Below are 13105 nucleotides of genomic sequence, written 5' to 3' on the forward strand. Positions count from 1 at the left end.
CAGGGCGTGAGACGGACCCGTGTCAGGCGCAGGGTGGGGAGGCAGGGAACACATGGCGCAGAGCAGTGTGCGCGGGGAGGGGGCTCGCCCGCGCGCCCCGCGGACGGGGGAACGCGGCCGCGGCGACGGCACCCCGCGGGCGGGAGCACGCCGCGGGAGCGACGGTGCGCAGGCGGGGGCACGCCGTGGCGGCGGCGGTCCACAGGCGCGGACGACGTCGGGCGGCAACGGCGGCAGCGGCAGCGGTGGTGACGACGGGGAGAGCGGCAGACGGAACGGACGGCGGGGCGGCCGGCCCCGCCGGGTACTCCGCTGGTCCGCGATGGTGCTGGCGGTCCTGATACTCGGGACGGCCGGCGCCGGTTACCTCTACTACCGCCACCTCAACGACAACATAGCCAAGGGCAAGCGCAACAGCGGTGAGTCCGGCGTCGAGAAGGCCGACCCCAACGCCGACGGCCAGACGCCCCTGAACATCCTGATGATCGGGTCCGACAGCCGCAACTCGGACGAGAACGTGCGGCTCGGCGGCAGCAAGGACCAGCGGGGCACCAAGCCCCTGGCCGACGTGCAGATGCTGCTGCACGTCTCCGCGGACCGCAGGAACGCGTCGGTCGTGAGCATCCCCCGGGACACCCGGGTGGACATCCCCACGTGCAAGGACCCCGAGACCGGCGAGACGTACCCGGCGAGGAACGACATCATCAACGTGTCGCTGCAGCGCGGCGGCGCCGGCTGCACGCTGGCCACCTGGCAGAACCTCACCGGTGTCTACATCGACCACTGGATGATGGTCGACTTCGGCGGCGTGGTGAAGATGGCGGACGCCGTCGGCGGCGTCGAGGTCTGCGTGCGGCAGAACGTGTGGGACCGCCCGCTGCCGGGTGTCCCCGGCGGCTCCGGCCTGAAGATGAAGGCGGGCGCCAAGAAGATCAAGGGGAAGCAGGCCCTGCAGTGGCTGCGCACCCGGCACGCCTTCCGCAGCGACCTGGGCCGGGCCAAGGCCCAGCACATGTACATGACGTCGATGATCCGCACGCTGAAGAGCCAGAACGCCTTCACGGACAGCACACGGCTGACGAACCTGGCCGAGGCGGCCACCGAGTCCCTTGAGGTGTCCGAGGAGATCGGTACGGTCAAGAAGCTGTACGACCTGGGCATGAAGCTCAAGTCCGTGCCCACGGACCGCTTCACGATGACGACCATGCCCACGGTGACGGACCCGAGCAACATCAACCACCTGATCCCCAAGCCCCGGGACGCGGACAAGGTCTGGTCGATGGTCCGCGGCGACGTCCCCTTCGACAAGAACGACGAAAACGGCAAGGACGGCAAAGGCGGCAAGGACGGCAAGGACGGTTCCGCGTCGGCGAGTCCGGAGGCGACCGGTACCGGGCCCGCCGCCGCGCCCGCGGCGGGGCTGGCGGTCACCGTCGTCAACGGCACGGCGGGCGAGGACAGTACGCAGGCGCCGGTGAGCAACCGCGCCTCGGCGATCGTGGGCGCCCTCCGGGCCAAGGGGTTCACCAGGGCCGTCGCGAGCGCGCAGCCCGCTCCCCGTACGCCCACGCAGGTGACGTACCCGAAGGGTTCGGGCGCGCAGGGCCGGGCGAACGCCCTCTCCGTGGCGGAGGCCCTCGGTGTGCCGGGCGGACAGGTGCGCGCCGCGGCCGACGTCGTCACCACCACGCTGACCATCGGCAGCGACTGGCGGGAGGGCACCTCCTACCCGAAGCAGTCCGCTCCGGAGGCCGGTGACCTGCCCGGGAGCGCGGACGCCAGCAACGGTGCGGAGAAGGGCTGCATGCCCGTGTACGAGCCGTACCGGTACTGAGACCGGGTCCCGGACGGAACCCGGCCGGGACCGGGCCGGAACCGGGCCCGGCGGCGGTGCTCAGGTCTCGGTCAGGACCGCCGGCCGGCGGGACGCGATGACCTTCCTGGCCAGCGCCTTCGGACTGGTCAGGAAGCCCCAGCCCCACGACATGTGCATGGTCGCCAGGGCCACCGGGATCCGCAGCCGCGCCCTGAGGGGCAGGCCCCTGCCCGCGGGCAGCGAGCCGGCCGTGATCGCGGCGAGGTAGCCGGCGGGGACCAGGAAGCCCCAGGGGGTCACCGCCGCCCCCACCACGAGGCCCGCGGCGATGGCGCAGACCGCGGTCGGCGGGGCCAGGTAGCGCAGGTTGATGGAGCCCTCGTGGTAGCGCGCGACGACATGGCGCCACCGCCCGTAGTCCTTGTACTGCTTGGCCAGGGCCCGTATCGAGGGACGCGGCCGGTACGAGACCCGCAGCTCGGGCGAGAACCAGATGAGGCCCCCCGCCTCCCTGATCCGGAAGTTCAGCTCCCAGTCCTGGGCGCGGATGAACTCCTCGTTGTAGCCGCCCTGCCGCTCCAGCGCCTCGCGGCGGAAGACACCGAGGTAGACCGTGTCCGCCGGGCCCGCCTGCCCGCCCGTGTGGAAGGCCGCGTTGCCCACGCCGATCTTCGAGGTCATGGCGGCGGCGACCGCGTGCTCCCAGTCGTTCTCGCCCTCGGCGTGCATGATGCCGCCGACGTTCTGCGCGCCGGTCTCCTCCAGGAGGCGCACGGCGGTCGCGATGTAGTTCGGCGAGAGCATGCCGTGCCCGTCGACGCGTACGACGACGGGGTGGCGGGACGCCTCGATCGCGGCGTTCAGCGCGGCGGGGGTGCGGCCGGTCGGGTTCGGGACCGTGTGCACGCGGGCGTCCTCGCGGACGAGTTCGGCCGCGATCTCGTCCGTACGGTCCGTGGAGGGACCGATGGCGATCACGACCTCCATCTCGCCCGCGTACTCCTGGGCGAGGATCGCTTGGACGGCTCCGCGCAGATGCCGCTCCTCGTTGAGGACGGGCATGATCACGGACACGGCGGGGAGTTGCACGGCGGCCTTGGCGTTCATCACGGATCACGTTACCGCGAACGGGGGACACGGAGGCGCGCCGCCCGGTCCCTGCGCCGGGCCGCAGATCGTATGGGCCTACGGTGCTCGCGGATCCCCACACCCGGCCTACGCGGAGGTGTCCGCCTTGTCCACCCCGCCCCGCTCCCCCGTCCCCCCCGAGGACCGGGACCCGGACCAGGACCCGGCTCCCGAGGACCGGCCCTCGGCCTCGGAGGGCCCGCTCCCGGTCCCGGAGGCCCCGCTCCCGGACCACGAGGGGCAGTCCCCGGCCTCCGAGGGGCAGTCCCCGACCGCCGGGGAGCAGTCCCCGGCGCAGCCCCCCGTACGGCGCGGCCGGCCGCGCTGGAGCACGCGGATGGCGACCTCGCTGTCCGTGGTGGTGCTCGCGGCGGGCGGTGCCGGGCACGCGGTGTTCACCGGGCTCGACTCCGACATCGACCGGATCGACCCCTTCAAGGACATGAAGAACCGGCCCGCGCGGGGCGACGGCACGAACGTGCTGCTGGTCGGCACCGACGGGCGGGACCGGCTCTCCTCGGAGGAGAAGGAGGAGTACCGGCTCGGCGGCGAGCCCTGCCACTGCACGGACACGGTCATGATCGTGCACCTCTCCGAGGACCGGCGGCGGGCCAGTGTGGTGAGCCTGCCGCGCGACTCGTACGCCGAGACGCCGCCGCACACCGACCGGAACACCGGGGAACGGCACGAGGCGCACCCGGTCAAGCTGAACGCCGCGTACGCGGAGGGCGGGCCGCAGCTGACCGTGCGCACCGTCGAGCACATGACCCAGGTGAAGATCGACCACTATCTGGAGGTCGACTTCACCAGCTTCATGAAGACGGTGGACGTGCTCGGCGGGGTGCGGATCTGCACGGCCCTGCCGCTGGCGGACCCGGTCACCGGGCTCGACCTGGCGGCCGGGACGCACGAGCTGAACGGCGGGCAGGCACTGCAGTACGTGCGGTCGCGGCACATCGACGGGGCGGCGGACTTCGGCCGGATACAGCGTCAGCAGCGGTTCCTGGCGGCGCTGATCGCCCGGGCCACGTCGTCCGGGGTGCTGCTCAACCCCGTCAGGTTCCGGGACGTCACCCAGGCCGCGCTGGGCTCCGTACGGGCGGACAAGGGGTTCGGGACGGACCAGCTGGTCGCCCTGGGACGGGCGATGCGGTCCTTCTCGCCGTCCTCCTCGGAGTTCACGACGGTGCCGATCGGGACGATGGACTACGAGGTGAAGGGCGTCGGCTCGACGCTGAAGTGGGACGAGCGGAAGGCCGGGCGGCTCTTCAGGACCCTGCGCGACGACAGGCCGCTCGCTCCGCACCGGGTGCGGTCCGGGGTCGCGCGCGTGGAGGTGGCGCCCCAGCAGATCCGGGTGCAGGTGGAGAACGGGACGATGACGGCGGGACTGGGGCCCCTCGTGGACCGGGCGCTGGCCGCGACCGGGTTCCGGACCACGGGGACGCCGGTGAACGGCCGGGACCGCTCGCTGCGGCGGACCGTCGTGCGCTACGACCCGCGGTGGGACCGGTCGGCGCAGTCGCTGGCGGCCGCGCTGCCGGGGAGCGGGCTGGAGGCCGTCGCGGGGCAGGGGCCCGTGCTGCGGGTGGTGGCCGGGGCGGACTTCACGAAGGTCCGGAAGGTGCGGGCGAAGGACCCCGCGGAGGGGGAGTTCGGGGTGGTGACGGGGGACCAGGTGGTCTGCCCGTAGCCCGCGGGGCGGTGGGGGCCGTTCGCGCAGTTCCCCGCGCCCCTGCGGGGCTGCGCCCTCGCCGGCCTCGCCCCTCAGGGGCGCGGGGAACTGCGCGACCAGCCACGACGGACCCGCGGCTACGTCCCCCAGGGAGCGGGGCGATCAGTCCAGCCCCTCCGCCGTGCGGCGTTCGCGCAGGTCCAGGATCGCCCGCCGACGGGCCAACCGGTGCGTACGCCGGATCTGCGCCTCCTGGTACCGCCGCTCGTCCCGCTCGGTCTCCGGGCACACCGGCGGCACCCGCCGCGGCTTCCCGTCGGCGTCGACGGCGGCGAAGACGAGGTACGCCGACCCCACCTGCTGGGGTGGCGTCGACTCGTTCCAACGCTCGGCGAGCACCCGGACGCCGACCTCCATGGACGTACGCCCGGTCCAGTTGACCTGGGCCTTCACATGAACGAGGTCACCTACGCGCACCGGTTCCAGGAACGCCATCTCGTCCATGGAGGCCGTGACGGCGGGCCCGCCGGAGTGCCGCCCGGCCACCGCCCCCGCCGCGTCGTCGACCAGCTTCATGATCACTCCGCCGTGCACCGTTCCCAGGAGGTTGGTGTCGCCGTGCGTCATGATGTGGCTGAGGGTGGTCCTGGACGCCGCAGTCGGCTTGCCTGGAATATCGGATTCCGGCGCTGGATCCTGGTCTGTCATGACGCCCACCCTATGCCGGGGCGCGCAAGGGGCGCTTTGCATCAGCTTGGCAACAGCCGTGATCCGATTTTCCGAAGGCCCTTGTATGACACACCGTCGGGCACTGCACACTGGGTGGCATGAACGATTGGCCCCAGGGGCGGTCCGGAGACAACGGCGGCGAGCGCCACGGCCGCGGCAGCGCGAGCACCCAGCCGGAGGGCGCCCGTGTGATGCGGCAGGTGCGGCGCGGTCCGGGCACCGGCTCGCGCCCCTCGGCGCCTCCCCACGGGGTCCCGCCGCAGCCGACGTACACCGACGGCCACGGTGACGACGGCTACGACGGTTACAACACCGGGCAGGTCTACGGCGGTGGCGGCCCGCAGGGGCCCGGCCCCGGCGGCCGCGCTGACCGGCCCGCGCCGGACTGGCGGCGGCGGATCAAGTGGATCTCGATCACCGTGGTCACGGTCCTGGTCGTGGTGTCGATCGGCACGTACTTCTGGGCCGACTCCAAGCTCAACCGGGACGTCGACCTGTCGAAGGTCATCGACCGGCCCGACGCGGGCGAGGGCACGAACTACCTGATCGTCGGCTCCGACAGCCGTGAGGGCATGTCCGACGAGGAGAAGAAGAAGCTCCACACCGGCTCCGCCGACGGCAAGCGCACGGACTCGATGATGATCCTGCACGTCGGCGGCAACGGGAACACCATGATCTCGCTGCCCCGCGACTCGAACGTGACGATCCCCTCGTTCGTGGGCTCGGAGTCCGGCAAGAACTTCCCGGCCACCGGCCGCCAGGTGAAGCTGAACGCGGCGTACGCGGAGGACGGGCCCGAGCTGCTCGTACGGACCGTCGAGGCCAACACCGGACTGCGGATCGACCACTACGCGGAGATCGGCTTCGCCGGCTTCGCGAACATCGTCGACTCCGTCGGCGGTGTGGAGATCGAGATCCCCGAGGGCGGCATGAAGGACACCAAGTCCGGGGCCGACTTCGAGGCGGGCAAGCAGACCCTCAACGGCGAGCAGTCCCTCGCCTTCGTCCGCACCCGGTACGCGCTCAGGGGCAGCGACCTGGACCGTACGAAGAACCAGCAGAAGTTCCTCTCGGCGCTCGCCAACCAGACGGCGACCCCGTCGACGGTCCTCAACCCCTTCAAGCTCTACCCGACCCTGAGCTCCGGCCTCGACACCCTCACCGTGGACAAGGACATGTCCCTGTGGGACCTCGGCTCCATGTTCTGGGCCATGAAGGGCGTCACCGGCGGCGACGGCAAGTCCATGAACATGCCGATCTCGGGCAATGCACCCAACGGCAACCTCCAGTGGGACACCGCCAAGGTCAAGACGCTGGTGGAGCAGCTGAAGAACGACGAGAAGGTGACGGTGACGAGCGACCGCTAGGCACCCCCTGCGAACGCGCGGGTGTGCGGATGGGCGGACACGCGGGTAGGCAGGTGTGCGAGAGGCCCCCGGAACCGATCGGTTCCGGGGGCCTCTCGTATCCCGTGGGGGGTCTGGTCGTGTCCCGTGGGGTGTCCGGGCCCGCTACGGCAGGTTGCGGGCCATCACGATCCGCTGGACCTGGTTCGTGCCCTCGTAGATCTGCGTGATCTTGGCGTCGCGCATCATGCGCTCGACCGGGTAGTCACGGGTGTAGCCGTAGCCGCCGAGGAGCTGGACGGCGTCCGTGGTGACCTCCATGGCGACGTCGGAGGCGAAGCACTTGGCCGCCGCCCCCTGGAAGGTCAGGCCTCTTTCTGCACCTCCGGCGGCAACGCGCTCGGACTTCGCGGCGGCCGCGTACGTCAGCTGCCGGGCCGCCTCGATCTTCATGGCCATGTCGGCGAGCATGAACTGGATGCCCTGGAAGTCGGCGATCGGCTTGCCGAACTGCTTGCGCTCCCGGACGTACCCCTTGGCGTAGTCGAGGGCGCCCTGTGCGATGCCGAGCGCCTGCGCGGCGATCGTGATGCGGGTGTGGTCCAGGGTCTTCATCGCGGTGGCGAAGCCCGTGCCCTCCTCGCCGATCATGCGGTCGGCCGGGATGCGGACGTCGTCGAGGTACACCTCGCGGGTCGGGCTGCCCTTGATGCCGAGCTTGCGTTCGGGGGCACCGAAGGAGACGCCCTCGTCCGACTTCTCCACGACGAAGGCCGAGATGCCCTTCGAGCGCTTGGCGGGGTCGGTCACGGCCATCACCGTGTAGTACTCCGACTCGCCCGCGTTGGTGATCCAGCGCTTCACGCCGTTCAGGACGTAGAAGTCGCCGTCCCGCACGGCCTTCGTCTTCATCCCGGCCGCGTCCGAGCCCGCGTCCGGCTCGGAGAGGGCGTACGAGAACATCGCGTCGCCCTTGGCCAGCGGCGCCAGGTACTTCTTCTTCAGCTCCTCGGAACCCGAGAGGACGACGGGCAGCGAGCCGAGCTTGTTGACCGCGGGGATCAGGGACGAGGACGCGCAGACCCGCGCCACCTCCTCGATCACGATGACCGTGGCCAGCGCGTCCGCGCCCGCGCCGCCGTACGACTCCGGTACGTGCACGGCGTGCAGGTCGCCCGCGACCAGGGCGTCCAGGGCCTCCCGGGGGAAGCGCGCCTCCTCGTCCACCGCCGCGGCGTGCGGCGCGATCTTCGCCTCGGCCAGTGCGCGGATCGCGTCCCGGAGCATGTCGTGCTCCTCGGACGGACGGTACAGGTCGAAATCAGCCGATCCGGCCAAGGTCTCTCACGCTCCAAAGACGCAGTGGTGATGCTGGCACTGACGCTAACTACCGTTAAGTAACCTGTTGAACAACCCGAATTTTAGGGGTCGCGCCCCCGCGAGCGGTACGTGAGCTTGCCGACAGGGGGCGATCGGGGGAGGGCAGGAGGAGAACAGGGGGGATCTGCCCGGTGAGAGGGCCGGACACGCCCCGACTATGCTCTGTCCGCGCCCCGGGACGCACCGCCCGGACGCACCGGCGGCGCACCCCTGACGGCTACCTCCTGGAGCACCCATGGCCCTCAAGATCACTGTGATCGGCACCGGCTACCTCGGCGCCACGCACGCCGCCGCCATGGCCGAGCTCGGTTTCGAGGTGCTGGGCCTGGACGTGGTGCCCGAGAAGATCGAGACGCTCCGGCGGGGCGGGGCCCCGATGTACGAGCCCGGTCTGGAGGAACTGCTGCGCCGGCACGTCGCCGGGATCGAGGGGGCCAGCGGGCGGCTGCGGTTCACCATGGACTGGGCCGAGGCCGCGGCGTTCGGCGACGTCCACTTCATCTGTGTGAACACCCCGCAGAAGCACGGTGAGTACGCGTGCGACATGTCGTACGTCGACGCCGCCTTCGCCTCGCTCGCGCCGCACCTCACCGGGCCCGCCCTGGTCGTCGGCAAGTCCACCGTGCCCGTCGGGTCGGCCGACCGGCTGGCCCGTACGCTCGTGGAGCTGGCCCCCGCGGGCGAGGAGGTGGAGCTGGCCTGGAACCCGGAGTTCCTGCGCGAGGGCTTCGCCGTCCAGGACACCCTGCACCCCGACCGCATCGTCGCCGGGGTGCGCAGCGAGCGCGCCGAGAAGCTGCTGCGCGAGGTGTACGCGACGCCGCTGGCCGAGGGCACGCCCTTCGTGGTGACCGACTTCCCGACCGCCGAGCTGGTGAAGACCTCCGCGAACTCCTTCCTCGCCACCAAGATCTCGTTCATCAACGCGATGGCCGAGGTCTGCGAGGCGGGCGGCGGCGACGTCGTGAAGCTCGCCGAGGCGATCGGGCACGACGACCGCATCGGGAAGAAGTTCCTGCGCGCGGGCATCGGCTTCGGCGGCGGCTGCCTGCCCAAGGACATCCGCGCGTTCATGGCCCGCGCGGGTGAGCTGGGGGCCGACCAGGCGCTCACCTTCCTGCGCGAGATCGACTCCATCAACATGCGGCGGCGCGGCCAGATGGTGGAGATGGCGCGCGAGGCGCTGGGCGGCGGCTCCTTCCTCGGGAAGCGGATCGCCGTGCTCGGCGCGACGTTCAAGCCGGACTCGGACGACGTCCGGGACTCGCCCGCGCTGAACGTCGCGGGACAGATCCATCTGCAGGGCGGCCAGGTCACCGTCTACGACCCCAAGGGCATGGACAACGCGCGCCGGCTCTTCCCGACGCTGGGCTACGCGGAGACCGCGGTGGACGCCGTACGCGGGGCGCACGCCGTCCTGCACCTCACCGAGTGGCGCGAGTTCCGCGAGCTGGACCCGGCCGTGCTGGGCGGGGCCGTCACGGACCGCGTGCTGCTGGACGGCCGCAACGCGCTCGACCCGGCCGTGTGGCGGGCGGCCGGCTGGACGTACCGGGCGATGGGCCGCCCGACGGCCTGAGCGGTACTCCTCTCCCCCCACGGGCCTGTTCGGCGCGGTGGCGGCGCGCCTTGGCGCGGGCGCGGGCGCCGCAGTGCTCAACGCGGAGGACCGTACGCGCACCTTCCGGGGCTACGCCGACCCGGCCGGCCGGCCGTTCTGCCTCTGCGCCTGCTGAACGGGGGCCTCCGGTCCCTGGCCGTCGAGTTCGGCGATCCTCGCCGTGGACGGCTCGCGGCGCTGCCGGGCGGCGCGGGCCGTGAAGTCCGCGGTACGCAGGACGCGCTGGACGTTGCCCCAGGTGAGCAGGGCCAGATCGGTCTCGGGCCAGCCCCGGTCCAGGAGCTCGGCGACGAGACGCGGATAGCCCGAGACGTCGGGCAGGTCCCGCGGGTGGGCGGCCCCGGAGTCGTACGTCCCCGAGAGGCCGACGCACTCGGGCCCCGCGAGCGCCCGTACGTGGTCGAGGTGGTCCGCCACGTCCCGCACCGAAGGGCCCGTCTGCCCGGCGGCCAGCGGCACCAGGCACAGCCCCTTGGCGGCGCCCAGCCCGACGAGTCCGTCGTCCGGGAGGTTCGCCGGATGCGGGCGCAGGGCGCGGGCGGCGGAGCGGGTGCACAGGACCGGGGCCCTGGAGAGGGTGAGGACCTGCCGGAAGGTCGCGTCGGAGGCGCCGGAGAGGTCGGCGACGACGCCGACGCGGTTCATCTCGCGCACGACCTCCTCGCCGAACCGGGTCAGCCCGTCCTCGCCGGCCCAGGACGTGCCGGACAGGGTGAGGGCGCGCAGGCCGAGGGTGTGCAGCGCGCGCAGGATGCCCAGCGAGTCGTCCAGCGCGGCCGCGTCCGCCGGGCCGAGCAGCACGGCGACCCGGCCGCAGTGCCGGGCATCGGTGGCCTCGGCCGCGGTGTACGCCATGCGCAGACCTTCCGGATGCGCCTCCACCACGGTCTTCACGAGGTCGAGCTGCTCCAGCGTGGCCCCGACGGCCCGTTCGCCGACGGGCCCTCCGGGCAGGTGCAGCGAGCAGAACAGCGCTCCCACGTGCCCCTCGCGCAGCCGCGGCAGATCCGTGTCGACCGCGCTCTCACCGCTTTCGAGGTCGTACCAGGGCAGGTGCCGCAGGGCCCGGGCCAGCCCGCTGCAGCCGTCCGCGACGGGATGGCCGGCCAGGAGGGCGCGGGCCCGGACGAGCGGATCGGCCACGGCTTCGCCGTCGGCACCACCACGACCGCCGTCGTCGGCGCCCGCACCGACCTCGGCACCGGCCCCGGCACCGTCCAGCTCGCCGGCTTCGGCGGTGGTGTGCAGCTCGTCCTGCAGATCAGCCATGGCGGCGCTCCGGGGTCCGATGGTGGCGACGGCTAGCCCCACGGTGGCACGGGAGCGGACCCAGGTCGCGGCGAGCAGACCGTTCGAGCGACCGCCCCCGGCGGGGCGCGCGGGTGTCCTCCCGAAGGAATTCCCGAAAGGATCCCCGAAGGGCGCGGGTGCGCTGTGGCCGCGCGCGCGGTTCCCCGCGCCCCTGACGGGGCGCACGCCCAGCCTCCGGCAGAGTCACCCGCACTCCTGCGCCCGTCCCAGCAGCAGCTCCCGCTCACGCGCGTTCCGTGTCAGCGAGGCCGCCCGCGCGAACTCGGCCGCGGCCTCCCCCCTGCGTCCGAGCCGGGCGAGCAGGTCCCCCCGCACACTGGGCAGCAAGTGGTAGTCCCGTAGCGCGGGCTCCCCGGCCAGCGCGTCCACGACGGCCAGACCGGCCCGCGGCCCCTCGGCCATCGAGACGGCGACGGCCCGGTTGAGCTCGACCACCGGGGAGGGGGCCCGGACGGCGAGCAGCCCGTACAGCGTGGCGATCCGCCCCCAGTCGGTCTCCTCGTACGTGCAGGCGTGGGCATGGCACGCGGCGATGGCGGCCTGCAGGACGTACGGTCCGGGCCCGCGCCCCGTTCCACCGCCCCCTTCGCCCGTTCCGCCCGTTCCGCCCGTTCCGCCCGCGGCCACGGACTCCGCCCGGGCCAGCGCGGCGAACCCGCGCCGGACGAGGAGCCGGTTCCAGCGGGCCCGGTTCTGGTCCGCGAGCAGCACGGGCTCCCCCGCCGGCCCCACCCGTGCGGCCGACCGCGACGCCTGCAGCTCCAGCAGCGCGGCGAGCCCGTGCGCCTCGGGCTCCCCGGGCATCAGCTCGGCCAGCACGCGGGCGAGCCGGAGCGCGTCCTCGCACAGTGCGGGCCGCAGCCAGTCGTCCCCGGCCGTGGCCGCGTACCCCTCGTTGAAGACGAGGTAGATGACCTCCAGCACGGAACCGAGCCGGGCCTCGCGGTCGGGCCCGTACGGCACCTCGAAGGGGACCCCCTTGGCGGCGAGGGTCCGCTTGGCGCGCACGATGCGCTGGGCGACGGTCTTCTCCGGGGTGAGGAAGGCGCGGGCGATCTCGGCGGTGGTCAGTCCGCCGAGCAGCCGCAGGGTGAGGGCGACACGGGCCTCGGCGGACAGCACGGGGTGGCAGGCGGTGAAGACGAGCCGCAGCAGGTCGTCGTCGATGCCGTCCGGGTCGGCCGGCTCGTCGACGTGCCCGTGCCCGTACGGCGCGGAGGTCTCCAGGTCGCGTCCCATCTCCGCGAGCTTGCGCGCGTACCGCTCCCGCCGCCGTACGAGGTCGATCGCGCGGTGCTTGGCGGTGGCCGTCAGCCACGCACCGGGGTTGCGCGGCACGCCGTCCCGGGGCCACTGCTCCAGGGCCGCGACCAGCGCGTCCTGGGCCAGTTCCTCCGCGATCCCGACGTCCCGCACGATGCGCGCGACCCCGGCGATGATGCGGGGCGACTCGATGCGGAAGACGGTCTCGATGGCGTGGTCGGGGGCCCTGCCGGAGGCTCCGTCGACGGCGTGGGCGGAGGTCCTGCCGGAGGCTCCGTCGATGGCGGGGCGGCCCGCCGGGCCGGGGATGTCGGTCGTCACGCTCCACCATCAGACACCCCCGGCCCCGTACGGCCAAGGCTCAGCCTTCGACGATCTCCCGGACCTCGCAGGTCACCGTCCAGTGGGCCTCGTGGACCTGGAGGAACCGCTTGGTCCACTCGATCGCCTCGGCCCGGTCCTTGGCCTGGAGCATCGCGTATCCGCCGACGATCTCCTTGGCCTCGGTGAACGGTCCGTCGGTGACGGACAGTTCGCCGCCCTCCCACCGCACCCGCGCCCCCTCGGACGTCGGCTTCAGCCCGGAGGTGTCCAGCAGCACCCCGGCCTTGGTCATCTCCTCGATCAGCTCTCCCATCCGCCGCATCAGCTCGTCGCTGGGCCCTTCGGCGGGCGCGTTCTGCTCGTCGACACGGATCATCGACAGGTAGCGGGGCATGACGACTCCCTGGGTTCTCGCTGCGGAGCCGGGGCCGGTCCCCGCCTCTCACCCGGGCGTCGAACCGTGCTCCCCGGAATCGACACGCTCACCGGATCTTTTTTCGAGTCCCCCGCCG

10 protein-coding genes are annotated in these 13105 nt (G+C 72.6%); 4 read left to right on the forward strand and 6 right to left on the reverse strand.

The features are described 5' to 3' along the window. Nucleotides 1-52 precede the first annotated feature (52 nt). Nucleotides 53-1834: an LCP family protein gene (locus tag KM933_RS16755; RefSeq protein ID WP_221352940.1), complete on the forward strand. Its 1782-nt coding sequence runs from the start codon at nt 53-55 to the stop codon at nt 1832-1834. Nucleotides 1835-1894: 60 nt separating this feature from the next. Here KM933_RS16755 and KM933_RS16760 read toward each other — a convergent pair whose 3' ends face one another. Then, nucleotides 1895-2923, reverse strand: coding sequence for a glycosyltransferase family 2 protein (locus KM933_RS16760; protein ID WP_221352942.1), 1029 nt, complete (start codon nt 2921-2923; stop codon nt 1895-1897). A gap of 127 nt (nt 2924-3050) precedes the next feature. On the opposite strand from KM933_RS16760, the gene KM933_RS16765 reads away from it, so the two are divergent. After that, nucleotides 3051-4637, forward strand: a complete 1587-nt coding sequence (locus KM933_RS16765) for an LCP family protein (protein WP_488269383.1) — start codon at nt 3051-3053, stop codon at nt 4635-4637. Between the two features lie 144 nt (nt 4638-4781). On the opposite strand, the gene KM933_RS16770 is transcribed toward KM933_RS16765, so the two are convergent. Continuing rightward, on the reverse strand, nt 4782-5327 hold the full coding sequence (locus KM933_RS16770) for an acyl-CoA thioesterase (RefSeq protein WP_221352944.1): 546 nt from the start codon (nt 5325-5327) through the stop codon (nt 4782-4784). 119 nt (nt 5328-5446) lie between these two features. Here KM933_RS16770 and KM933_RS16775 point away from each other — a divergent pair, with 119 nt between their 5' ends. Then, nucleotides 5447-6715, forward strand: coding sequence for an LCP family protein (locus KM933_RS16775; RefSeq protein WP_221352946.1), 1269 nt, complete (start codon nt 5447-5449; stop codon nt 6713-6715). 144 nt (nt 6716-6859) lie between these two features. Here the strand turns inward: KM933_RS16775 and KM933_RS16780 are convergent, their stop codons facing one another. Continuing rightward, nucleotides 6860-8032: an acyl-CoA dehydrogenase family protein gene (locus KM933_RS16780; RefSeq protein WP_221352948.1), complete on the reverse strand. Its 1173-nt coding sequence runs from the start codon at nt 8030-8032 to the stop codon at nt 6860-6862. A 277-nt stretch (nt 8033-8309) separates the two neighbouring features. Between KM933_RS16780 and KM933_RS16785 the strand changes: the two genes are divergently transcribed. Next, on the forward strand, nt 8310-9653 hold the full coding sequence (locus KM933_RS16785) for a UDP-glucose dehydrogenase family protein (protein ID WP_221352950.1): 1344 nt from the start codon (nt 8310-8312) through the stop codon (nt 9651-9653). Nucleotides 9654-9764: 111 nt separating this feature from the next. Here the strand turns inward: KM933_RS16785 and KM933_RS16790 are convergent, their stop codons facing one another. The 3 genes from KM933_RS16790 to KM933_RS16800 form a co-directional block, all read right to left on the reverse strand. Continuing rightward, nucleotides 9765-10964 (reverse strand): dipeptidase, encoded by a 1200-nt coding sequence (locus KM933_RS16790; RefSeq protein ID WP_221352952.1) that lies wholly within the window; start codon nt 10962-10964, stop codon nt 9765-9767. Between the two features lie 225 nt (nt 10965-11189). Further along, a complete protein-coding gene (locus KM933_RS16795) occupies nt 11190-12590 on the reverse strand; it encodes an RNA polymerase sigma factor (RefSeq protein WP_430727327.1) in 1401 nt (466 codons plus the stop codon). Between the two features lie 40 nt (nt 12591-12630). Beyond that, entirely contained in the window at nt 12631-12987 is a 357-nt protein-coding gene (locus KM933_RS16800; RefSeq protein WP_221352954.1) for a YciI family protein, read from the reverse strand. Between the last annotated feature and the right edge of the window lie 118 nt (nt 12988-13105).

It is taken from the genome of Streptomyces beigongshangae (assembly GCF_019710745.1).
GTDB classification, from domain to species: Bacteria; Actinomycetota; Actinomycetes; order Streptomycetales; family Streptomycetaceae; genus Streptomyces; species Streptomyces beigongshangae.

What these genes read in the sequence shown, in the direction of transcription:
- KM933_RS16755 (WP_221352940.1), top strand. Translation starts at nt 53, where the DNA reads ATGGCGCAGAGCAGTGTGCGCGGGGAGGGGGCTCGCCCGCGCGCCCCG.
- KM933_RS16785 (WP_221352950.1), top strand. Translation starts at nt 8,310, where the DNA reads ATGGCCCTCAAGATCACTGTGATCGGCACCGGCTACCTCGGCGCCACG.
- KM933_RS16770 (WP_221352944.1), bottom strand. Translation starts at nt 5,327, where the DNA reads ATGACAGACCAGGATCCAGCGCCGGAATCCGATATTCCAGGCAAGCCG.
- KM933_RS16775 (WP_221352946.1), top strand. Translation starts at nt 5,447, where the DNA reads ATGAACGATTGGCCCCAGGGGCGGTCCGGAGACAACGGCGGCGAGCGC.
- KM933_RS16760 (WP_221352942.1), bottom strand. Translation starts at nt 2,923, where the DNA reads ATGAACGCCAAGGCCGCCGTGCAACTCCCCGCCGTGTCCGTGATCATG.
- KM933_RS16790 (WP_221352952.1), bottom strand. Translation starts at nt 10,964, where the DNA reads ATGGCTGATCTGCAGGACGAGCTGCACACCACCGCCGAAGCCGGCGAG.
- KM933_RS16800 (WP_221352954.1), bottom strand. Translation starts at nt 12,987, where the DNA reads ATGCCCCGCTACCTGTCGATGATCCGTGTCGACGAGCAGAACGCGCCC.